Raw genomic sequence first — 20,637 nt, 5'->3', positions numbered from 1 at the left:
TGTGACTTATACTCGTCCCCCGTCCCGGCCGAACGTATACGTACCCGACGGCCGTCGGTGGGGGGTATGGCCCTCCATCACCTCCTGGTCCGCTGGCTCCACCTCCTGGCGATGGCCGTCGCCCTCGGCGGCACCGCCCTCGCGTGGTGGGTGAGCCGGACGGCCGACGCGTCGACCACCCTCGCCGTCGCACGGGTTACCGAGGCCGCGTTCTGGGGTGCGCTCTCCGTCCTCGTGATGACCGGAATCGGCAACCTCGGTGCGCTCGCACCCGCCATCCCCCAGGGGTCGTGGGGAGCGATCCTCGGCGTGAAACTCGTCCTCGTCCTCGCCGTCCTCGTCGGATCGGCGGTCCGCACGGCGGCGGTGTGGGCCGCCGGTACGCGGGACGGCCCCGTCACCGCGCCCCTCGTCCGTGGCTACGCGCTCACGGCCGCCGCCCTCGTCGCCGTCGTCGGTCTCGCGGAGGTGCTGGCGCATGGCTGAGTCGGTGGCCACGGAAGGCGAGTCGGTCGACCCCCTACTCGCCTGGTCGCTATCCGCGTTTCACGCCGCGACGCTAACCGCCGGTCCCGTCCTGGTGCTCCATGCCATCGGCGCCCTCGACTCGCTCCTGCAGGGGATCCACACCGTGACCGGTCTCTCGCTGTACGCGGCGCTCTGGCTGGTGACGTGGCGGACGAACCGCCGGTGGCTGGCCGCCGCCGACTGCCGGACGCTCCGCGGGACGGCCGTTCCCGGCGCGACGTGGGGCGCCGTCACCGGCGTCGCCTTCCTCGTCGTCCTGCTGGTGGTCATCGGAGTGGCGGTCCGCGAACTCCTTCTCGTGGCAGCGTTCGCGCTGGTCGGGACGCCCGTCGCGGCGCTTTCCGGGGCGGTGATCGGAGCGGGCGCCGCTGCCCTCGATCTGCTGATCCTGGCCGCGGGCCGACGGCTGGCGGGCGTCGAGGGTCCGGTCGAGGCGAGGGCGGGGTGACCGCCCGGCCGAACCGTTTTGTCTGCGCCGTCCCTCGGCGAGGTATGACACACACCGCAGTGGTCGCGGGCGTCGGCCCGGGACTCGGTGCTGCCGTCGCGCGACGCTTCGCGAGTGAAGGGTGTCGCGTCGCCCTCCTCGCCCGTACCGACTCGTTTCTCCGGGAGTTGGCCGCGGACCTCGACGAGGGGGACGGCGAGGGTGCGGGACTGGCGATCCCGATCGATCTCACCGACGCCTCGGCGGTCGACGCGGCGTTCGAAACCGTCCGCGAGCGGTTCGGGGCGCCGGACGTCCTCGTCTACAACGCCAGCGGAGCGGCCTGGAAGGGCCTGACCGACATCTCGCTCGACGAGTTCGACGAGGCGCTGGCGGCCGGGCCGCGCGGGGCCTTCTGCTGTGCCCGGGCGGCCGCCACCGACGTGACGGACGCGGGCGGGACGATGATCTTCACCGGCGCGACCACGGCCGTCCGGGGCAAGGGGGGCGCCGTCGGGTTCTCGGCGGCCAAGTTCGGCGTCCGGGGACTCGCCCAGTCGCTTGCCCGCGAACTCGGTCCCGACGGGGTGCACGTCGCCCACGTCGTCCTCGACGGGACGATCCGGCCGCCGAACACGTCGGCGAGCGATCCGCCGACGTCGCTCGATCCAGCCGCCATCGCGGCGACGTACTGGGACCTCGTCGAGAGCGATCGGGCTACGATGCCGTTCGAGGTCCACCTCACGAACGGGCCGAGCGGCGCCATCGAGTTCGTCTAGACGCTGCTGAACGCGAACAGGCGGCCGTCGGTCGTGACGGCGTAGAGGTAGCCGTTGGCGGCCATGACGTCGACGATGGGGTCGTAAAGCTCCTGTTGCCAGCGCGGCGTCCCCGACGCCACGTCGACGGCGACGAGCAGGATGCGTCGGCTCGTCGGGTCGCGTCGTCCGACGGCGTAGAGCACGTCGCCGACGAAGATCACGTCGCCCCGGACGCCGAAGGGGACTGCCCAGCGCTCGGTGCCCGTCGCCACGTCGAGACCGTGGAGTGTCCGCCGCGTCCCGTAGACGGCGACGCCGTCGGCAACCGCGAGCGTGGCCGGACGGACGGACCGCTCGACGCTGTCGGTCCACCGCTTCTCGCCGCTCCGGAGATCGAACCCGGCCACGGAGTCGTCGGTCGTGACGATCACGGCGTCGTCCGTCACCGCGATCCGCCCGACTGGCCCGTCCATCGGCACGTGCCACCGCATGCCAGGAACCGAGGGATCGACCGCGTACAGGTGGCCGACCCCGGTCGTCGGCTGGCTGTCGGGATAGCCCGTCCCGACGAACGCGGCGCCGTCGCCGACGGCGGCGTCGCGGATCTTTCGGTTCCGTGGCTCGCTCCCGCGGAGGTCGTTCGGGGCGAACGACCAGCAGTGTGCACCCGTGCGGGCGTCGACGACGCGGTAGGCGTCCTCGGTCGGCATCACTAGGCTCGTCCCGGCGGTCGCCAACTCGCCGACGAACCGCCCGGGGAGGTCGTAGACGTTCCGGAGCGAGCCGTCGGTCCGGTCGATGGCCTGGACGCGCGCGTCTTCGGGGGAACCGAAGGCGACGTACACCGTCTCCCCGTCGGCGACCGGTGGGCCGACGGGCATGGCGTCGACCCGACGACGCCACTGGATCTCGCCGTTGCGGCGCGGGTCGTGACACAGGACGGCCGACATCGGCACGCTCGGGTCGGAATCGGGGTCGGCGGCGACCAGATAGACGAAGCCGTCGTCGGCGACGGGGAACGTGACCTGCGCTTCGAGCGCCGACATGGTCCAGCGCTCGTTGAGTGGGAACTCGGTGGGGCCGTTGGACGCGGGCGAGGCGTTCGTCCCGGCGGGATCGCGGTTGATCATCGGCCATGTGCCGTCGGGCGTGGGGCTGGCCTCTAGCGCACAACGTCCCACCCCCCGATCGAACGCCGCCCCGAGCGTCGCCGCCGCCTCTGCTGTCGGGTCGGCCGCTCCCGTCTGTATCGGCCGGGCCGTGGCCGTCGCAGTCGGCGACGTGGGCGTCGACGACTCCTCGGCCGCCCGGCCGCCACAACCGGCGGTCAGGCCCCCCGCGATAGCGGCCAGACACTTGCGGCGTGTGAACGTGTCACGTTCCATCCTCGCCTCGCACGCAGGAGTCGGCGAATAAAGGTGTTCCGGCGCGCTCAGAGGCGGTCGAGCACCGCTTCGGTGTCGTAGGAGAGGGTGAGCGACCGGGATCGCCCCCGGCCGTCGACCTCGGCGTAGTCCGCCTCGATGACACCCAACTGGTCGAGTTTGTTGATGATCTCCGAGTAGCGGGTGTAGCCCAGGTCCGTCGCCTCGTGGAAGGCCTCGTACACCGTGCCGGCCTGCTGGCCGTCGTGTTCGGCGATGGTCTCGACCAGCGCCCGCTCCGACTCCGTGAGTTCGCGGAGACACCGCGAGAGGTGGACGTATTTCGACTTGTCGTAGGCCTCCGCCACGTCGTCGACGCTGATCGTCCTGCTCGCACGCATCTCGGCGTTCAGTCCCGCCCGGCGCAACAGGTCGATCCCGACTCGGAGGTCGCCGCTCTCGGCCGTGAGTTCGGCGACCCGATCGAGTTCCCGTGTGCCGATCACGCCGTCGTGGAACCCGCGGTCGACCCGTTCGCCGAGGATGTCGACGATCTCGTCGGCGTCGTAGACGGGGAAATACACTTCTTCGGGCCGGAAGACGCTCTGGACGCGACCGTCGAGTTCCTCCATGATGTCCAGGCCCAGATCCGAGGAGACGACGATGACGCCGATGCGTGCGCCGGCCGATCCCTCGTGGGCACGCAGCAGGGAGTAGAGGGTATCGGAGGCCTCGTTCTCGTAGAACAGGTAGTTCACGTCGTCCAGCGCGACCACCAGCACCTCGTCGTCGTCGACGAGATGATCGGTGATCTGTCCGAACAGTTTCTTGAACGAGATACCCGAGGACGGCGGTTCGTAGTCGAAGACGTGTTCGAACACCCGCGAGAAGACGGCGTAGCGCGTCGAGTCGAGTTGGCAGTTCACCCGGACGGTTCGCACGCCCGGCTGACCCGACAACTCGCCGAATAGCTTCAGGACGGCGGTGGTCTTGCCGGTACCGGGCGGCCCGCGAACCATCGTGTTGAGCGGGCGGGAGCCACGCACCGCGGGCCGCAACGCGTATTTCAGGTTCTCCAGTTGCGTCTCCCGGTGGTCGAACGTCTCGGGTACGTAGTCGATCTCGAAGACGTGTTCGTCCCGGAAGACCGACTCGTCCCACGACAGCATCCCCTCGTCGGGGTCGTCTGTCATCACTTTCACCTCGCTCGCCGGGCCACTTAACAGTTGTCGCGAGACCGTTAGACGACGTCCTGCGGCCGTCTGACGTGCGTCTGCCGCGCAGTTCAGAACTTCTCCAGCAGCCGCGCGTAGAACGCGACGTCGTCGTCCTCGGTCGAGTCGGTCGCTAGCTTCTCGACGATGAGTTCGGGCGTCGACCGCGCGAGGTGGTCGGTCACGGGCGAGCGATTCACCCGAAGTTCACCGTCGACGAGGCCGACCGCCTCGATGCCGTCGACGGCCACGTCGACCGCGGCGGCGTCGCGGATCTCGCCCGCGAGATGCGAGACGAAGACGGCCGTCACGCCACCGCCGTCGAGTGACTCGAGGATACCGGCGATGATCTTCGCGCTGGCTCCGGGTTCCGTGATGCTCTCCAGTTCGTCCACGAGGACGAGCCGCGAGTCCGTCCCGGTCGCGAGGTCGGCGAAGTCCCGGAGCGTCGCCTCGAACGCGCCGGCGTCCAGCGTCCCCTGGCTCTTGGCGTAGTAGTGGAGTTCGGAGACGCGCTCGACGCGTGCCGACTCGGCAGGCACCGGCAGGCCCATGTGTGCGAGGATCGTCACGAGCGCGAGCAGGTCGAGCGTCGAGGTCTTCCCGCCGGAGTTGACCCCCGAGAGTAGCGTCACGCCGGAGACGGCGTAGTCGACGGACTCGACGTCCTCGAAGGCCACGTCGAGCAGCGGCGACCGGCCCCCCTCGACGGCGACACCGGTCACGTCGTCGGAGACGGTCGGGAGGGTGCAGTCGAAGTCGTCGGCGAAGCGGGCGACGGCGAGTTCCACGTCGCGCTCCAGCGCCGCGCGGACGAGCGTCTCGGCGGCCTCACGGAGGGCGCCGAGGTCGTCGGCCAGGTCGGCCTTGAGCCGTGCCGCACGGCGGTCACGGGCCGCGGTCAGTTCGGTCCGGAGCCGCGAGACCGCCTCCTCGTCGTGTTCCAGCGGGAAGGTGGGTTCACCGCCGAAGACCCGCTCGGCGAGGTCAGCCACGTCGGACAGGTCGAGGCCGTCGACGAGGTGGGTCCGGGCCTTCTCGACCGCGCGGTCGAATTCGTCGGCGAGTTCCCGGGAGAGCAGGGCGTCGACGCGGGCTCCCTGTTCGACCAGCGAGAGGAAGTCCGTCCCCTCGATGGTGACGTCGCGGTCGCGGATGGCCGTCCGGAGGTGGTCGTTGGCGACGGACTCGGCGGTGCCGACGGCGGCGTCGAGGTCGTCGACGGCCGTCGCGAGTCGATCGAGTTCGTCGTCGCCGACTGGCGTGCCGTCGTCGTCCAGTCGTGAGAGCGCATCGCGGAGTGTGTCGGGGTCGCAGGGCGGGTCCATTCCCGCCGTCTCGTGGACCCGCGCCGCCGCGAGGAGAGTATCGCGGTTCGCCGCAAAAAAGGAGAGGAGACGCTCGGGCACCACCTCGCTGGGGTGATCGAGGGCGTCGGGCCGGACGCGAACGTCACCGGTCACGTCGACGCCGGCGAAGGCCTCGTCGAGGACGATCACCGTCGCGTACGACCGTGCGAGTTCCGCGAGGTCGCGGGCGTCGTCGACCACCTCGACGGAGAGTTCGGGGATCGCCTCGTCGGCCTCGGCGTACCGCTCCGCGTCCGCGGTGGCGAGACAGCGGTCGCGCACCCGCGTCGGTGGCGGGTCGACGAGCGGCGACACGTCGGTCAGCGCATCGATGGTCGCGGGGTCGGTCTCGCGACTCGTCGCCCGATCGACGAGCGCCCGAACCTCCTCGATCCGGGAGGCCGCACCCGTGGGCACGAACGTCGCCATCCGGCGGGCGGCGTAGTCGGTGACCGTGCGCTCCTCCAGCAAGTCGAGGATATCCTCGTAGACGTCGCGGGCGCGATCGGTCGCCAGAAAGTCGCCGTCGGCGCCGTGTTCGTGCCGGACGGCCGCGCGGGCGATGGCCGCGGCACGGCCGGGGGAGACCCCCGGCGCCTCGGCGAGTGCGGCCACGTCGCCCTCCCGGAGCGCCCGTTCGGGGTCGTCGAGGTCGGCGAGCGCGGCGGCCGTCTTCTCCCCGACGCCCGGGATGGCCGTAAGCTCCATGCGGGAAGGGGTATCGCCCCATCCGGCAAAACGTTGCGGGTCGGGGCGATCAGTTCTCGGCGTCGTGCCGGGCGAGGTGATAGATGACACCCCAGACGAACGACAGGAGGAGGACGACGACGAGACCGCCGGTCGTTTCGGGGGCGATCGGCGTCCCGATCAGGCCCGAAAGGTGGCGACCGGCGACGGCGCCCGCCTCCGCGAGTGGCGGCGTGTACGTCCAGACGTACTTCGAGAGGACGGTACCGACGATCAGGCTGACGAACGCCGACAGCGCGTGGGATGCTCCCGTTTTTGCTGGCATGCTCCCGGTCTGCCGTTCGATTGACGGGATGGGGGAATGAATCTTTCTCCGTGAACCGCCTCGGGGTCAAGTGGTTCGAGACGCAGAGCGTCTCGTCATCACGGAAGACTTCGTCTTCCGTACGACCCCGAGACTTCCCGTGGATTAGTCGGACACTCCCATCCGACCATCGGCTGGGTGGCCTCGAACGGTCGGGTGGGTCACGGTCGGGGCGTCCACGGCCCCCGATGCCTGCCGTCGCACCTTCCGAACAACGGGAAGGCTGTTGAGAGCTGGCACATTCCAATCCTGATGCTTCTTGATGCCTTTGACGGCAATGTTGACGCTTGCACCTCGGTCGCTGTGGTCTTGATGCTCGCAGGACTTGCACTTGAACCGCTTCTTGTTTCGATTCGCATGCTCCGTATGCCCACACATCGGACACCGTTGGCTCGTGTACGCAGGGTCAATCCACGCAGTGGGGATACCCTCGAACGCCGCCTTGTACGACGTATAGAACTGGAGGGCGCGGAACGGGAGGTGGTGCAAGCGTCGATTCATCCGCGTGCCGTAGTCGATACTGTCGCGCATCTCTTTGAGGTCTTCAAAGACGATGCACGGCCTCTCAAACTGACGACTCCATTCCACGATGTGACGACTCACCTTGTGGAGTCGGTCACGGACGAACCGTTCCTCACGCCCTTCGAGCGTGTCGTGTATGCTGTCCTTCCCCGCGTTCTGGACGCGCTTCCGCATCGTGAAGTAGCGGTGGCGCTCGAACTTGATTTCGGGGAAGTCGATGACCAGCGTGTTCTCGACGCCATCCTCGGAGAGCGCGGTGAGTGATACGTTATCCTCGTTCACGTCCACGCCGATGACCGTCCGTGAGTCCTGCTTGTCTCGAACGGTCTGTTCGGTGTTGGTGACGTTGACGTGCAACTCGGGGTTCTCGTTGTGGAACAGGGCTTCTGCCGTCCCAATCTTCCACTCGTCGCTCGTAAGCGCGGTCTTGAGAATGTCGAGGTGGGCGTCACCCCCTTTGAGGACGCCTTTGACGTGCTTGTAGGGTTTCGCGCTGATGCGGAACGCCACGTCGCCGTCGTTGTTGATCGACAGATTGTACCCTTCCTCGTGGTTCGCACGAATCAGGTACGCGCCGTCCTTGGTGTGACTCGGGAGTCCGAAGTCGTCGTACTCGAAGTAGTTCTTCATCGCGCCGAGTGCTTTCGCAACGACTCGTTGGGTCGTGTTTTTCACGAGGTCGGCGTCGTCGGCCACGCGGCCGGGAATTGCGTCCCAGTCCACGCCTTCTTTGGCGAGCCTGACGGTTTCGTTGTACACCCGACGGGCTTCGAGTGTGGCGTCGTACAACAGACTCTCGTTGTCACTCTGAATATCGAGTTGGAAGTCTAGCGTCTTGACGAGAGCCTGTGAGTCGGTCATTCTTCGTCTTGTTCGGTAGGTTCTGAGGTTCGGACGACTTTCACGTCGGCCCCACGCCAGCGCTTGGGAACGGTGACGTGGGCGCTATTCCCGAACGGTTTGACCTCACCGTCGAGAACTTCCTCGCCGTCGATTTCAAAACGATTCGCCATACCTTCGTATATCCTTTGGATATACTTAACTGTGTTGGTGGAGTGGGTTCTATATGGGTGAGAAGCGGTCGAATCACCCGGTGTACAACGTCAACTACCATTTCGTGTGGTGTCCGAAGTATCGCCACGCGATTCTTGAACCAATAGAGGATTCGTTGGAAGCGAGTTTCCGCGACGTGTGTGACGATTACGACTACGAGATACTGTCGCTCCACATGTCACCTGACCACGTACACCTGTTCCTGTCTGCCCATCCGAAGCACGCGCCAAGTGAGATTGTACGGACAGTCAAAAGCATCACGGCACGGGAGATGTGGGAACAGTACAAACTGTTCTTGGAGGAGTACCTGTGGAGTGGTGGGTTTTGGGAGGAATCGTACTACGTGGGGACGGCAGGCGATGTTTCGACCGACACGATTGAGCAGGATATCGAGCGAACGGAACACGTTTAGCGGAGCGTACGGCCTTCACCCTCGGGGTCAATCCCCGAGGCACTCGGCCTGCTCTGCCTGTAGACAACGGGCTTTTGCCCGTCGGCACGGAACGAGGTGACGATGACCAGTCTCGACGCGAAGCTCGATGCCGCCCGCACGGCCCTCGCCGAGCGCGACGGGGTCGTCGTCGCGTTCTCCGGCGGCGTCGACTCGGCGGTCGTCGCCGCGCTCGCTCACGACGTCCTCGGGGACGACGCCGTGGCCTGTACGGCCAGAAGCGAGACGCTCCCCGCGGACGAACTCGACGACGCGATCCGCGTCGCCGAGGAGATCGGGATCCGCCACGAGACGGTGACGTTCTCCGAACTCGACGACCCCGACTTCGTCGCGAACGGCGACGACCGGTGTTACCACTGCCGGACGATGCGCTTGGGGAAGATGTACGAGGTGGCCCGGAACCTGGGTGTCGGCACCGTCTGTGACGGGACGAACGCCTCGGACCCCGGCGAGGGACACCGTCCCGGCCTCCGCGCCGTCGAGGAACTCGACGTGTTCTCGCCGCTGCTGGCACACGATCTGACCAAAGACGAGGTTCGGGCGGCCGCCGAGCGATACGACCTCTCCGTCGCGGACAAACCCTCGATGGCGTGTCTCTCCTCGCGCATCCCGACCGGACTTGAGGTGACCGAGGAGCGACTCACCAGAGTCGAGAAGGCCGAGACGCTGCTCCGAACGTGGGGGTTCTCCCAGTTCCGCGTCCGCGATCACGACGGCCTCGCGCGCATCGAGGTCGCCCCCGACGAACTCGACGCCGCGCTCGACCGAGAGTTCGTCCGGGCCGCCCGCGAGCATCTCACGGACGTCGGCTTCGATCACGTTACGCTCGACCTGCACGGCTACCGGACCGGGAGCGTGAGCCCGGAAGACGAAACGGCGGACGCGGACGACCCGGTCGTCGCGGACGTGTTCGAACAGGAGTATCCGGTCGGCGAGGACTGACCACACGGTCGCACGCCGCCCCGATCCCGTGGACGGCGTCGCGGACGCTCACGGATCCCGCCACGCTCGATCACCGCCCGACGTGCTTCGCTCGGCGAAGGGTGTGGAGCTACGCCGAGACGCCGTCGAGGAACTCCGTCCGGTTCTCGGCGACGAGACGGGCCCGGCCGCGGTCGACGCGCAGTTCGTTCAGCCCGCAGTTGTGCTGTTCGCCCTCGACCACGGCGGAGACGACGTCGCGGTCCTCGACGGCACCGAGGAGGAGGCGAAGTGGGCCGCCGTGGGCGACGATGGCCACCGTCTCGTCGGCGCCGCTCTCGGCGAGGACCCGCTCCCAGCCGGCGAGGACGCGTTCGCGCACGTCGCGGAGGCTCTCGCCGCTCTCCGGCCGGGCGTCGACCGCCTCGTGGCCCGCGCGGACGAGCGACAGTCTGTCGTGGTCCTCGAACACCGCCTCGCGGGGGAGGCCCTGATACCGGCCGAAGTCGCGTTCGCGCCACGCCGACTCGTAGGTCGGCTCGCGGCCGACGCTGTCGGCTAGGTAGGAGACGGTCTGTCTGGCCCGCCGGAGGTCGGACGCGAGCACCCGGTCCACGTCGTAGTCGGCCGCGACGGCGGCCGCGAGCGCCCGCGACTGTTCGTGGCCACGGTCGGTCAGCGGCGTCGGTGCCCAGCCCTGAAGTCGGCCGTCGCGATTCCACGCCGTCTCGCCGTGTCGCGCGAGCAGAACCGTCGTCATGAGGTCTGCTACGCCCGTCCACTACAAGAGCGTTCCTTGGGACGTGGATGGACGCCATCCGAACGGTTCGTTCGAGTACGGTTCACACGGGAGGAGTCAGTTCCCCGTCCAGCGGAGCAAGGCCAGCGTCCCTTCGAACAGCGAGATCATCGTCGCGGCGACGATGATCGGCGCCATGCCGGTCGGATCCGGACTGACGAGAAAGGAGAGCCCGAGGAAGCCACCCCAGAACAGCAGGCGGCGCCCCTCCATCCACTCCCGGGTGGTGAGGTTCATCATGATCGCGAGCATGATGAACAGCGGGATCTGGAAGACGATGGCCATGTAGCCCATGAGCACGAGGATGAGCCCGAACGTCTCCTTGAGGCCGAACGCGATGAGTTCGACCGACTCCTCGGTGTAGACGGTGAAGTACGCGAAGATGGCCGGGAGGACGACGAAGTGGGCGAAGCCGACGCCGATCAGCGCCAGGACGAGGCTGGTCGGGACGGCGGCGAGGTAATAGCGGCGTTCGCGGGGAAAGAGCCCGGGACGCATGAACAGATACGTCTCGTAGACGGCGATGGGGAGGCCCACGACGAACCCCGCGAGGGCGGCCACCTTGAGTTCGGTGACCAGGAGTTCGAGCGGGCCGTAGAGGCGCGGGCGCAGGTCCGGATCCGTCGCCGCCCCCGGGATGTGGGCGTTCCAGAGGTAGTTGATGACCTGATCGGCAATCGGGAAGACCGCGAGGCCGACAACGCCGCCGACGACGAGCACGACCGCCAGCCGGCGGATCATCTCCTCGATGTGGGCCGCGAGCGGCATCTCCTCGTCCGAGGCCGGCCCCTCGCCGAGGATGCCGTCGTCCGGATCGCCACCCTCACCCGCTGGGCCGGGCGCCGGTTGCGGGGGATGATCGTCGCCCGGCGCGTCCGGGGTCACCAACCCCGATTCGTCCCAGGTGCCGGCCCCGGTGTCCGCCTCGGCGGCCGGGCCGTCAGCGGTCGACGCCGTCTCGCCCCGGTTGACCGGCGCGTCGTCGGGGATCCCGTCGTCCGCGTGTGCGGCGGCGGCGGTCGACCGGTCGGACGGGCTGTCGTCCCCCCCGGATTCCGCGTCAGCCGGAGGCTCCTCGTTGCTCGTCGTGTCGCCGGTCACTTCGGACGCGAGTTCGAGTTCCGGATCCTCCGCGAGGTCCTCGTCGTCGGCGGGAGCACCGATAGCGTCGGAGACGCTCCGGCGTTCGTCGATGTCGTAGGGATCGGTCGACCCCGTCGCACCCTCCGGCGCCGTCTCGTCGGCGGCGACCGACTCGTCGTCGAGGAAGTCGTCGATGGAGCCGCCAGCCTCGGGGGCGTCCTCGGGGGAGTAGACGGTGTCCGTCTCGGGATCGAGCGTCGAGTCGTCGGGGTCGGGCGTCGAGTCGTCGGAATCGCGGCCGTCGGACTCGGTGGCGTCCGGGTCCGTCGGCTCCGCCGAATCGCCGTCAGCCGCTCCACCGGACGGCGGATCCGACTCCGATTCCTCAGCCATTCACCCGAACTATCCTCCCGGCTGTTATAGGCCTTTTTCCATCGGTCGAGCAGCGTCCGTCGTCCCGATCGACTCGAGTCGCCGACACTGCGCCGTCGGCCACGCCGTACCGGCCGGGAGAGAAAAGATTGATGACGACGAGACGGGTTCGGTGAACTATGTCGAGCGCCCTCGACGAGGACACCAGACAGACGCTGGACGCGGGGCGGGAGACCGCCGGTGCGATGCTCCGCTCCGCCCAGAAGGATCTCCAGAAGGTGTTCCTCGTCTTCCTCGTCGGGTTCATCGGCTCGTTTTACGCCCTTCGGCTCTACATCTGGGAGTTCCTTCGGAACGTCACCGAAGCGAAGATGTCCCAGGCGACCGCGACGGAACTCAAGATCATCGCCCAGACGCCGTTCGACGTGATCCTCCTCCAGGCGAAGATCGGACTCGTCGTCGGGATCATCCTCGGATTACCCATCTTCGTCTACTTCTCCCGCGACGCTCTGCGGGAGCGTGGCCTGTGGCCGTCGTCACCGGTTTCGCGGTGGAAACTCGTCGCCGGTGGACTGCTGTCGGCCGTCCTCTTCGTCGCCGGCCTCGTCTACGGCTACGCCGTCTTCTTCCCCGTGATGTTCTCCTTTCTCGCCAACAACGCCATCGCGGCCGGCTTCACCCCGACCTACTCCATCGTCCTCTGGGCGCAGTTCATCTTCCTGCTCACGCTCTCTTTCGGCCTCGCGGCCCAACTGCCTCTGGCGATGAGCGCGCTCTCGTACGCCGAAATCGTCCCCTACGAGACGTTCCGTGACCGCTGGCGATACGCCGTCGTCGGCATGGTCGCCGCCGGTGCGCTCTTTACGCCGCCGGACCCGTTCACCCAGATCATGTGGGCGGTGCCGATGCTCGTCCTCTATGGCTTCAGCCTCTATCTCGCGAAGGTCGTGGTGACGGCCAAACGGGGAAGCCAGCGCCTCGACGTGTGGACGGCCGCCGGCCGCCACTGGAACGTCATCCTCGGCATCGGCGTCGTCGGCGGCCTGGTGGTGTACGGCTTCTTCACGTACGGCGGCCTCGCCCGCGCCAACGACCTGCTGGCGTGGATGGGTAGCAGCCGACGGCTCGTCGCCCCCGGATCGACCCTGCCCGTCTCCCGCGCCGTCGGCCTCGCGCTGTGGACGGCAGTCGGCGCCCTCGTCGCCGGGGCGATCGGGTTCATGTACTACGTCTACGCCGAACTCGACGCGGCGGTCGAACCGACCGCGGTCGGCGATCCGACCGAGATCGATCTCGCGGAACTCGACGCCGACGGGATCCGGGCTGCCCCACCGGAGGCTTTCAGCGAGTTGAGCGAAGCGGAGGCGACGGAGTTGGCCGGCGAGGCAGTAGACGACGGGGACAAGGAGAAGGCCCGCGCCATCTTCGAGCGGTTCGACGAGATAGAGGCGATACGGGAGGAGGCGGACGCCTCCGACCCGCAGTCGACGAGCGAGGAACTGGGCGACCGGGCGAGTCGCGCCGGCGGTACCTTCCTCGACGAGTTCACCGACGGCGAGACGGACGAGGACGACATCGGCGGCTACTACACCGACGTCGCCTTCGTCCTCGATAGCCTCACCTCCCGAGCCTTCCGCATCGCGGCCGTGTTCGGCCTCGTCCTCGCGTCGACGTTCGGCTGGCTCTACACCGGCGGCATCGGTCGCGTGTTCGACCAGTTCCTCTCGCAGATGCCGGCTCAGGTGACGGCGACCGACGACATCACCGTCGTCGCGCTCCACCCGATGGAGGCGCTGATCTTCGAGGTGAAGTTCTCGACGCTCGTCGCCGTCCTCGTCACGCTCCCCATGGTCGCGTACTACGCGTGGCCGGCGCTCAGAAAACGGGGGTTCGTCCGCGGTAACCGCAACGTCATCTTCGGGTGGGCCGCCGCCCTCGTGGTCGGCCTCTTCGGTGGCTTCGTCCTCGGCTATACGACCGTCGCGCCGACGGTCATCTCCTATCTCGTCGCCGACGGGGTCCGGGCGGACATGGTGATCGCCTACCGCATCACCAACTTCTTCTGGCTCATCTTCTTCACCACGGCCGGCATCGGCCTCTTGGCCGACGTGCCCGTCCTGATGCTCCTGCTCAACGCCGCCGGCGTCTCCTACCGATCGATGCGCGACCGCTGGCGCGAGGTGACGGTCGGGATCCTAGCGTTCGCCGCCGTCGCCACGCCGGCGGACGTGATGACGATGTTCATGGTCACCGTTCCGCTGATGGCGGCGTACGGCGTCGGCCTCGCCGTGCTGTTCGTGGTGACGCTCGGCGGACGCCGCGACCGGCCCGGTGGGGAGACGGCGAAAGCCTGACCCGCTGGCCACGAGACGAGGTCGTAGCGCAGTCCTCACTCGACGAGGGTCACACGGAGGTCCATCACGTTCGTCCCCGTCGGTCCCGTCACCACCGCGTCGTCGACCGCCCGGAGCGCCGTCGCCGCGTCGTGCCGGCGGAGGTGGGCGGCCGCGTCCAGTCCCGCCGCGCCGAGGCGCGGGACGGTCGTGTGATCGACGAGGCCACCGGCGACGTCGGTCGGCCCGTCGGTACCGTCGGTCCCCAGTGCGAGCGTCGTGACCGTCGGATCGTCGGCGAGGGCGACGGCCGAACGGAGTGCGAACTCTTGGTTTGGCCCGCCATCGCCCGCGTCGGTGCCGACGCGAACGGTCGTCTCGCCCCCGGAGATCAGCACGCAGGGCGGGGCGACCGGTCGCTCGTGTGTCGTCGCTTCGCGGGCGACGGCCGCCAGACAGGTCGCCACCTCGCGGCTCTCTCCTTCGACCGTCGAAGAGAGGATCAACGGCTCGTAGCCGAGTTCGGCCGCCCGATCCCGTGCGGCCTCGACCGTGTCGGTCGGTCCCGCGAGGACGACGACCGGATCGTCGGGGGCGACCGCCGCGGGCGTCTCCCGAACCCGCCCCTCGCGGCCGTGTCGGAGACGGCGGACGACGGCCGACGGAACCGCGTCGGTCAGGCCATGCCGGTCGAGGACGGCGAGTGCGTCGGCGAACGTCGTGTCGTCGCCGACGGTCGGTCCCCAGGGGTCTCCGGCGGGTTCGTCGACGACGACGAGTGTCGCGAGCGTCGCCGGCACGATCCGTTCGGCCAGTCGTCCGCCCTTGAGCGCCGAGCAGTGTTTCCTGACCGCGTTCACCCGGTCGATCGGGAGTCCGGCCCGCAGGAGACGGTCGGTCGCGTCCGCGAGGTCGTCGAGCGAGCAGTCGCCGGCAGGTGCCGCGAGCGTCGCCGAGGCACCACCTGTGACGGCGACGATCACCAGATCCTCGGGGCCGGCGGCGTCCGCGAGTTCCAGTGCCCGTCGGCCGGCCCGCAGGCTCTCCGCGTCGGGGATCGGATGGCCGGCGTCGACGACGGTTACCCCGTCGAGGTCCGTCCCGGCACCCGCTTTCTCCGCGACGACGCCGTCCGTAACTCTGGTCCCGAGGACCGCGAGCAGTTCGGCGGCGACGGCGGCCGCACCCTTCCCCGCACCGAGGAGGTAGACGTCGTTCACGGCACCGAGGTCGACGGTCCGGTCCCCGATCCGGAGACGGTCGCCGTCGCGTGTCACGGTGGCGGGGACGGTCCGCCGGGGATGGACGGCCTCGATGGCCGCCTCGGCGACGTCGATCAGGTGGTCGCGAGCCTCGGCGTTGCCGTGGTCGGTGAGCGCCGATCGGTTGCGGACGGTCGTCACGGGTCGAACACCCCGTCGGCGGGCGGGCCGAAGGTCGCGGCGTCGCCGAGTTCGGCCTCGATTTCGAGGAGACGGTTGTACTGTTCGGTGCGTTCGCCACGGGTCACGCCGGTCTTGATCTGGCCGGCGTCGAGGCCGACGGCGAGATCGGCGAGCCACGTATCGGGCGTCTGGCCGGACCGTTCGGACACCTGGACCGCGTAGCCGTTCCGAGTCGCCAGCCGAGCCGCCTCGACGGCGTCGGTGACGGTGCCGACCTGGTTCACTTTCCACAGGAGGGCGTTCCCGGCGCCGTGGTCGATGCCCCGCCTGAGACGGGCGGGCGTGGTTGCGAAGAGGTCGTCGCCGACGACCTGTACGTCGAGGCGGTCGGTCAGGTCGGCGGTGGTCGCGAAGTCGTCCTGGTCGAAGGGATCTTCCAGGGAGACGAGCGGGTAGGCGTCGGCGAGGTTCTCGTAGAACCCGAGGAGTTCCCCGGGCGACAGACGCTCGCCCAGGAGGGCGTAGGTCCCCGTCTCGGCGTCGTAGAACTGTGAGGCGGCCACGTCAGCGGCGAGGGCGAACTCGCCGTCGTAGCCACACGCCTCGACGGCCCGGAGTTCGAGGTCGAAGGCCGTCCGCGGGTCGTCGACGCCGGTGGGGACGTATCCGCCCTCAGCGCCGACGTTGAGGGACGCCTCGCCGTACTCCGCACGGACGATGTCGCCGAGTTCGTAGTACACTTCGGCGGCCATCCGGACGGCCTCCGCGACGGAGTCGGCGCCGACCGGGACGACCTGATGTTCCTGAAAGGGAAGGCCGCCGCCGGCGAGTTCGCCGCCCTCGATCAGGTCGAAGAAGGGCAGGGGGATGACGTGGGCGTCGGCGCCGCCGAGATACCGGTAGAGCGGCTGGTCGGTCGCCGCCGCTCCCGCTCGCAGGACGGCGAGCGAGACGCCGGTGATGGCGTTGCCGCCGAGCGGATCGTCGGGATCGTTCAGGTCAGTGAGGCAGGCGTCGACGCTCCGCTGTGCGGTCGCGTCGCGTCCGACGAGAGCGGGAGCGATCCGTTCCTCGACGTTCGCGACCGCACACCGGACCCCGCGGCCGCGATACCGGTCGTCGCCGTCGCGGAGGTCGAGGGCCTCGTGGTCGCCACGGGATCGGCCCCGTGGGACGTCTGCTTGGCCGGTGCCGGCCGGCGTCTCGACGGTGACCCGGAGGGTCGGCTCCAGTCGGTTGTCGAGGATCTCGCGTGCGTCGACGGCCTCGATGGACGCGGTGGACATGTCGTCCGACCGTCCGCCCCCCGTCGGTATAGGTGTGCCCCCCGAATCCGTCGAACTTAAACGGCGGCTGGTCGGTGTATGCTCCAAGGATGATCGTCAGAGGACTGCCGACATACCGCTGGCGGCACGCCGCCGGACGGGTGGAACGGGACGAACTGGAGGGATCGACGTGACGAAGATAAGCGTCGAGGTCCCCGACGAACTCCTGGCCGACCTGGACGAACACGTCGGCGAGGACGGGAAGTTCGTCAACCGGAGCGACGCGATCAGGGCGTCGATCCGGAAACATCTCGACTTGCTCGACGAGATCGACGCCCGACACGGGCGACTGGAGTCCGACGAATGAGCGGTCGTCGTAACGCGTGGCCGGTCGGTCGCGTGGCGCTTCTGGCGCTGTTCGTCACGGCGCTGGTCACCGCACAGGTAACCGCCGCGAAGGTGCTTGCGATCCCGCTCCCGGTGGCGCTCCCGCGGATCGGCCCGGAGATCAGCCTTCCCGGGGCCGCGCTGGCGTACGCGCTCACGTTCTTCGCGTCTGACTGCTACGCCGAACTGTACGGCCGGCGTGGGGCGCAGGTGATGGTGAACGTCGCCTTCGTGATGAACTTCGTGTTGCTGGCGCTGGTGTGGTCGACGATCCTCGCACCGGCGTCCCCGGACTCGCCCGTGGACCCCGCCCAGTTCCGTGCGGTACTCGGTGCGAGCACGAACGTCGTCGTCGGGAGCCTGCTCGCCTACCTCGTCAGTCAGAACTGGGACGTGATCGTCTTTCATCGCCTCCGCGAGGCGACCGATGGGGACTTCCTCTGGCTCCGGAACATCGTCTCGACGGCGACGAGTCAGGCCATCGACACCGTCATCTTCGTCGGCGTCGCGTTCTACCTCCTCCCAACGTACGCCGGCGTCGGGACCGCGACGCCGTGGTCCGTGGTCGTCGGGTTGATGCTCGGCCAGTACCTCCTCAAACTCCTGATCGCGCTCGTCGACACGCCGTTCGTCTACGCAGTCGTCGGAGTCGTGCGATCACGTGCCGACGCGGCCGCGAAAGCAGCGGCGACGACCGACCGGGAGTGATTTCAGCGCCGTTCGGCGAAGGCGAAACGTGGCTTGACGTCGTCGATTCGCACCTCGACGCGGTCGCCCACCTCGGCGTCGGGGACGAACACGGTGAAGCCCTCGACGCGGGCGATGCCGTCGCCCTCGTCGCCGCGGTCGACGACCTCGACGGTGAGTTCGTCGCCGGCGGCGATCGGGGCGGTGAGATAGCCCCTGCCGACGAGATAGACCTCCGAGGACGAGTCCCGCGAGGCGTCCGGGCGGATCGACCGCACGTACTCGAAGGACTCCTCCATCTCCGTCCGGAGGTCGGCGAGATCCGGGCCGTCGAACGCCTTCACGACGAGGTCGCCGCCGGGAGCGAGTAGGTCACGGGCGACCCCGAGGGCCTGCCTGGCGAGGTGGATCGACCGGGCGTGATCGACGGAGTACTCGCCGGTCATGTTCGGTGCCATGTCGGAGACGACGGCGTCGGCCCCCGCCTCGCCGACGTGATCACGGAGGCGGTCGGCCGTCTCAGCCTCCGTCATGTCACCACGGAGAGTCTCGACGGCGTCGTGATCGAGCGGCCGAATGCGCTGGCGGTCGACGCCGACGACGGTGCCGGCCGTCCCGACGGCCTCGGCGGCGACCTGGAGCCACCCGCCGGGCGCCGCCCCGAGGTCGACGACGACGTCGCCGGGAGCGAACAGGTCGGCCGCCTCGTCGAGCTGTTTGAGCTTGTAGGCCGACCGGGCGCGGTAGCCCTCCTGTTTCGAGCGGTTGTAGTACTTATCCCGGTCTGTCATACGTACCTCACCAAATTCCTTGACATGTTCCGCGCAGGAACTGCCGGCGAATTCGCGTTCATACGAGAAGGGACGCCGTCAAAGCGGAAAGGGACATCGGATTGATACCCTGAGGACGACTCCTAATGTGTAGCCTGATGACCGGTATGTATCCCCTCGTAGTAGCCAGTTGAGTGTTTATAGTGAAATAGTGACTTTGACTGTGGCTGTAATCGGGACACGTCCCACCGACGATATTTTTAGGAGTTAATGATAGTTACTCTGTATGATGGAAGACTCTAGATTGGCGTACGCGTCAATAACTGACTTTGATTGTTACGTCTGTGGAACTCCGTTTGAAATACAGCGTTTGAAATTTGAGTTGGGTGATGATACTGATTTCATTTCGGATTATGATTGTCACAAATGCGAAGCAGAATATGTGGTAGAGGTGGATGTTGACGAAGATGGGGTTGAAGCATATGCCTCCAGAACAGATCCTGAAGCACCCGATAATGGACTAGAATTTGATATTTCACACAGTTCAACTAGAGAAGCACTGTATGAAACAGCACATCCCGCACGAGATCTCGTTCAGGCATTGACAGACTTGAATAAAGCCGCTAGTATTCTATTTAGTAATGAAGAACGAGTGATGGATGTACAACAAGAGCTGGAGTCAATCGACAATCTTGCTGAAGAGAGTCTAGATTCCGATCCATATCTTGAGATCCATAATTATCTGTCGTCTTCATACACATTTGACCAAATACTAGAGACGATCAAACCAGATTTACCAACAGGTGGCCCGGTTGCTGAAGCGATGGAGACGTACAATGAACGACGTAGAGTGATTAATGGTCTTAGAATATATGCCCAGCATCATCTCATACCGGAGATTGGGTTTATGGACTACTATAGCTCTGAAGCAGACGAACAACGCTTTGCCCTTACTATTGATCTGGAAGAAGTCTCGACTATTGACTCATTAGAAGACGGATATGAAAACGGCGTTGAGCACCACTATGGACATATTGACGATGACCTAATAGATGTCCCATTATGGACACAGAGATATTCTGAGGCCGCGAATGAGCTAATTGAGACGATCTGGACACACGTAGAAGACACAAAAGGAGATGATCTGGAAGATTATCAAGAAAAGACAAGCAGGTGAGTTACAGAAACGTGATTGCGATAGTCGTAAATTAGATAGAGGGCATACACACGCATTTATGTTAATCATTCTCAATTGACCACGAAATGGCTGCCCCCTGTCTATGGACATCGTGTTGGAGGCCGTCGAATTCGGCGATGCGACACACGCTCGCATCAATCTCGTACCAGTGCTCGATGTCCCGGACGATCTTCTCGGCGATCTCTCCCGCCGTGTACCGCTCCGGTAGCGCCTCTACCGTCTCTGGGTCGTCGTCGGCACGTGTGTAGAACAGGCCGAGCAACCCACTCCGTCCGCTGAACTCCGACGCATAAAGTCGGCGTGCATCCGTTAGCAGCGTGTTCTGGTGGAACGGGCTGAACACGTGGCCGTACATAGCGGGCTCCGGATCACCGTTCGCCCGCCAGTAGCGGAGCAACTTCGCCTCCACGGGCATCCCGTTCGACAGTACAAGATCGCATTTCTCGGTGCTATCGGGATACGGTACCTCGCGATTGACCTCTTCGTAGCGGTCGTCCGTCTCGCGGAGATGGTTGAGCAGCAACTTCACCTGACGTTCCTCGTCTTCCGATCCAAGCCCATCCCCGTACTGCCCGGTTGTTTTGCGGTCGACCGCCGGTACTGCCTCAGCGACGGCCCCGGTAAACACGTCAAGCGACAGGGCGTCCTCCATATATTCACAAGAGTCGTGGCTGTGATAGAACTGCCGTCAGAGTCAAGCAAGACAGTTCAAGACTT

The 20,637-nt window shown here is 66.7% G+C and carries 21 protein-coding genes; 9 read left to right on the top strand and 12 right to left on the bottom strand.

Annotation, left to right across the window (positions count from 1 at the left end):
• The first annotated feature begins 66 nt into the window (after nt 1-66).
• Genes NBT82_RS14270 through NBT82_RS14260 form a run of 3 tightly spaced genes read left to right on the top strand, consistent with a single transcriptional unit; the run spans nt 67 to nt 1,734 of the window.
• A complete protein-coding gene (locus NBT82_RS14270) occupies nt 67-486 on the top strand; it encodes a hypothetical protein (protein WP_251328778.1) in 420 nt (139 codons plus the stop codon).
• On the top strand, nt 479-976 hold the full coding sequence (locus NBT82_RS14265; protein WP_251328777.1) for a DUF7965 family protein: 498 nt from the start codon (nt 479-481) through the stop codon (nt 974-976). Before NBT82_RS14270 ends, NBT82_RS14265 begins: the two co-directional genes overlap by 8 nt.
• Nucleotides 977-1,020: 44 nt before the next feature.
• The gene (locus tag NBT82_RS14260; RefSeq protein WP_251328776.1) at nt 1,021-1,734 is read left to right on the top strand and encodes an SDR family NAD(P)-dependent oxidoreductase; all 714 of its coding nucleotides are present in this window, start codon (nt 1,021-1,023) and stop codon (nt 1,732-1,734) included.
• Here the strand turns inward: NBT82_RS14260 and NBT82_RS14255 are convergent.
• The 6 genes from NBT82_RS14255 to NBT82_RS14230 all read right to left on the bottom strand — a co-directional run bounded on the left by NBT82_RS14255 (nt 1,731) and on the right by NBT82_RS14230 (nt 8,229).
• The gene (locus NBT82_RS14255; protein WP_251328775.1) at nt 1,731-3,101 is read right to left on the bottom strand and encodes a PQQ-binding-like beta-propeller repeat protein; all 1,371 of its coding nucleotides are present in this window, start codon (nt 3,099-3,101) and stop codon (nt 1,731-1,733) included. The genes NBT82_RS14260 and NBT82_RS14255 overlap by 4 nt on opposite strands.
• 47 nt (nt 3,102-3,148) lie before the next feature.
• Nucleotides 3,149-4,273, bottom strand: coding sequence for an ORC1-type DNA replication protein (locus tag NBT82_RS14250; RefSeq protein WP_251328774.1), 1,125 nt, complete (start codon nt 4,271-4,273; stop codon nt 3,149-3,151).
• Nucleotides 4,274-4,365: 92 nt separating this feature from the next.
• Nucleotides 4,366-6,351 (bottom strand): helix-hairpin-helix domain-containing protein, encoded by a 1,986-nt coding sequence (locus NBT82_RS14245; protein WP_251328773.1) that lies wholly within the window; start codon nt 6,349-6,351, stop codon nt 4,366-4,368.
• A gap of 49 nt (nt 6,352-6,400) precedes the next feature.
• On the bottom strand, nt 6,401-6,655 hold the full coding sequence (locus NBT82_RS14240) for a hypothetical protein (RefSeq protein WP_251328772.1): 255 nt from the start codon (nt 6,653-6,655) through the stop codon (nt 6,401-6,403).
• A gap of 144 nt (nt 6,656-6,799) precedes the next feature.
• A complete protein-coding gene (locus NBT82_RS14235) occupies nt 6,800-8,077 on the bottom strand; it encodes a transposase (protein ID WP_251328771.1) in 1,278 nt (425 codons plus the stop codon).
• Nucleotides 8,074-8,229, bottom strand: a complete 156-nt coding sequence (locus NBT82_RS14230; RefSeq protein ID WP_007540613.1) for a DUF2080 family transposase-associated protein — start codon at nt 8,227-8,229, stop codon at nt 8,074-8,076. The genes NBT82_RS14235 and NBT82_RS14230 overlap by 4 nt, the downstream gene beginning before the upstream one ends.
• Before the next feature lie 53 nt (nt 8,230-8,282).
• On the opposite strand from NBT82_RS14230, the gene tnpA reads away from it, so the two are divergent.
• Both tnpA and larE read left to right on the top strand, forming a co-directional pair.
• Entirely contained in the window at nt 8,283-8,681 is a 399-nt protein-coding gene (gene tnpA / locus NBT82_RS14225) for an IS200/IS605 family transposase (RefSeq protein ID WP_251328770.1), read from the top strand.
• 102 nt (nt 8,682-8,783) lie between these two features.
• Nucleotides 8,784-9,662, top strand: a complete 879-nt coding sequence (larE, locus tag NBT82_RS14220) for an ATP-dependent sacrificial sulfur transferase LarE (RefSeq protein WP_251328769.1) — start codon at nt 8,784-8,786, stop codon at nt 9,660-9,662.
• 109 nt (nt 9,663-9,771) lie between these two features.
• On the opposite strand, the gene NBT82_RS14215 is transcribed toward larE, so the two are convergent.
• Together NBT82_RS14215 and tatC are read right to left on the bottom strand one after the other, a co-directional pair.
• Entirely contained in the window at nt 9,772-10,401 is a 630-nt protein-coding gene (locus tag NBT82_RS14215; RefSeq protein WP_251328768.1) for a histidine phosphatase family protein, read from the bottom strand.
• 96 nt (nt 10,402-10,497) lie between these two features.
• Nucleotides 10,498-11,916 carry a twin-arginine translocase subunit TatC gene (gene tatC, locus NBT82_RS14210; protein WP_251328767.1) on the bottom strand — a complete coding sequence of 473 codons (1,419 nt, stop codon included), beginning with the start codon at nt 11,914-11,916 and terminating at the stop codon, nt 10,498-10,500.
• A 158-nt stretch (nt 11,917-12,074) separates the two neighbouring features.
• Here tatC and NBT82_RS14205 point away from each other — a divergent pair, with 158 nt between their 5' ends.
• Nucleotides 12,075-14,249 (top strand): twin-arginine translocase subunit TatC, encoded by a 2,175-nt coding sequence (locus tag NBT82_RS14205; protein ID WP_251328766.1) that lies wholly within the window; start codon nt 12,075-12,077, stop codon nt 14,247-14,249.
• A 35-nt stretch (nt 14,250-14,284) separates the two neighbouring features.
• On the opposite strand, the gene NBT82_RS14200 is transcribed toward NBT82_RS14205, so the two are convergent.
• Both NBT82_RS14200 and eno read right to left on the bottom strand, forming a co-directional pair.
• The gene (locus tag NBT82_RS14200) at nt 14,285-15,631 is read right to left on the bottom strand and encodes a glycerate kinase type-2 family protein (protein ID WP_251328765.1); all 1,347 of its coding nucleotides are present in this window, start codon (nt 15,629-15,631) and stop codon (nt 14,285-14,287) included.
• Nucleotides 15,628-16,899: a phosphopyruvate hydratase gene (gene eno, locus NBT82_RS14195; protein ID WP_251328764.1), complete on the bottom strand. Its 1,272-nt coding sequence runs from the start codon at nt 16,897-16,899 to the stop codon at nt 15,628-15,630. The genes NBT82_RS14200 and eno overlap by 4 nt, the downstream gene beginning before the upstream one ends.
• 169 nt (nt 16,900-17,068) lie before the next feature.
• Here eno and NBT82_RS14190 point away from each other — a divergent pair, with 169 nt between their 5' ends.
• Both NBT82_RS14190 and NBT82_RS14185 read left to right on the top strand, forming a co-directional pair.
• The gene (locus tag NBT82_RS14190) at nt 17,069-17,245 is read left to right on the top strand and encodes a ribbon-helix-helix domain-containing protein (protein ID WP_251328763.1); all 177 of its coding nucleotides are present in this window, start codon (nt 17,069-17,071) and stop codon (nt 17,243-17,245) included.
• Entirely contained in the window at nt 17,242-17,973 is a 732-nt protein-coding gene (locus tag NBT82_RS14185) for a queuosine precursor transporter (RefSeq protein WP_251328762.1), read from the top strand. Before NBT82_RS14190 ends, NBT82_RS14185 begins: the two co-directional genes overlap by 4 nt.
• A gap of 2 nt (nt 17,974-17,975) precedes the next feature.
• Here NBT82_RS14185 and NBT82_RS14180 read toward each other — a convergent pair whose 3' ends face one another.
• A complete protein-coding gene (locus NBT82_RS14180; RefSeq protein ID WP_251328761.1) occupies nt 17,976-18,743 on the bottom strand; it encodes an RlmE family RNA methyltransferase in 768 nt (255 codons plus the stop codon).
• A 265-nt stretch (nt 18,744-19,008) separates the two neighbouring features.
• Between NBT82_RS14180 and NBT82_RS14175 the strand changes: the two genes are divergently transcribed.
• Complete coding sequence (locus tag NBT82_RS14175; protein ID WP_251328760.1) at nt 19,009-19,899, top strand: hypothetical protein; 891 nt, start codon at nt 19,009-19,011, stop codon at nt 19,897-19,899.
• A 61-nt stretch (nt 19,900-19,960) separates the two neighbouring features.
• Here the strand turns inward: NBT82_RS14175 and NBT82_RS14170 are convergent, their stop codons facing one another.
• The gene (locus NBT82_RS14170) at nt 19,961-20,572 is read right to left on the bottom strand and encodes a hypothetical protein (RefSeq protein ID WP_251328759.1); all 612 of its coding nucleotides are present in this window, start codon (nt 20,570-20,572) and stop codon (nt 19,961-19,963) included.
• Nucleotides 20,573-20,637 lie beyond the last annotated feature (65 nt).

Origin of the sequence: Haloplanus sp. HW8-1 (assembly GCF_023703795.1) — an archaeon.
Classification (GTDB): Archaea; Halobacteriota; Halobacteria; order Halobacteriales; family Haloferacaceae; genus Haloplanus; species Haloplanus pelagicus.
The sequence above is the reverse complement of the archived record's forward strand: the minus strand, read 5'-3'. Positions and strand labels throughout refer to the sequence as shown.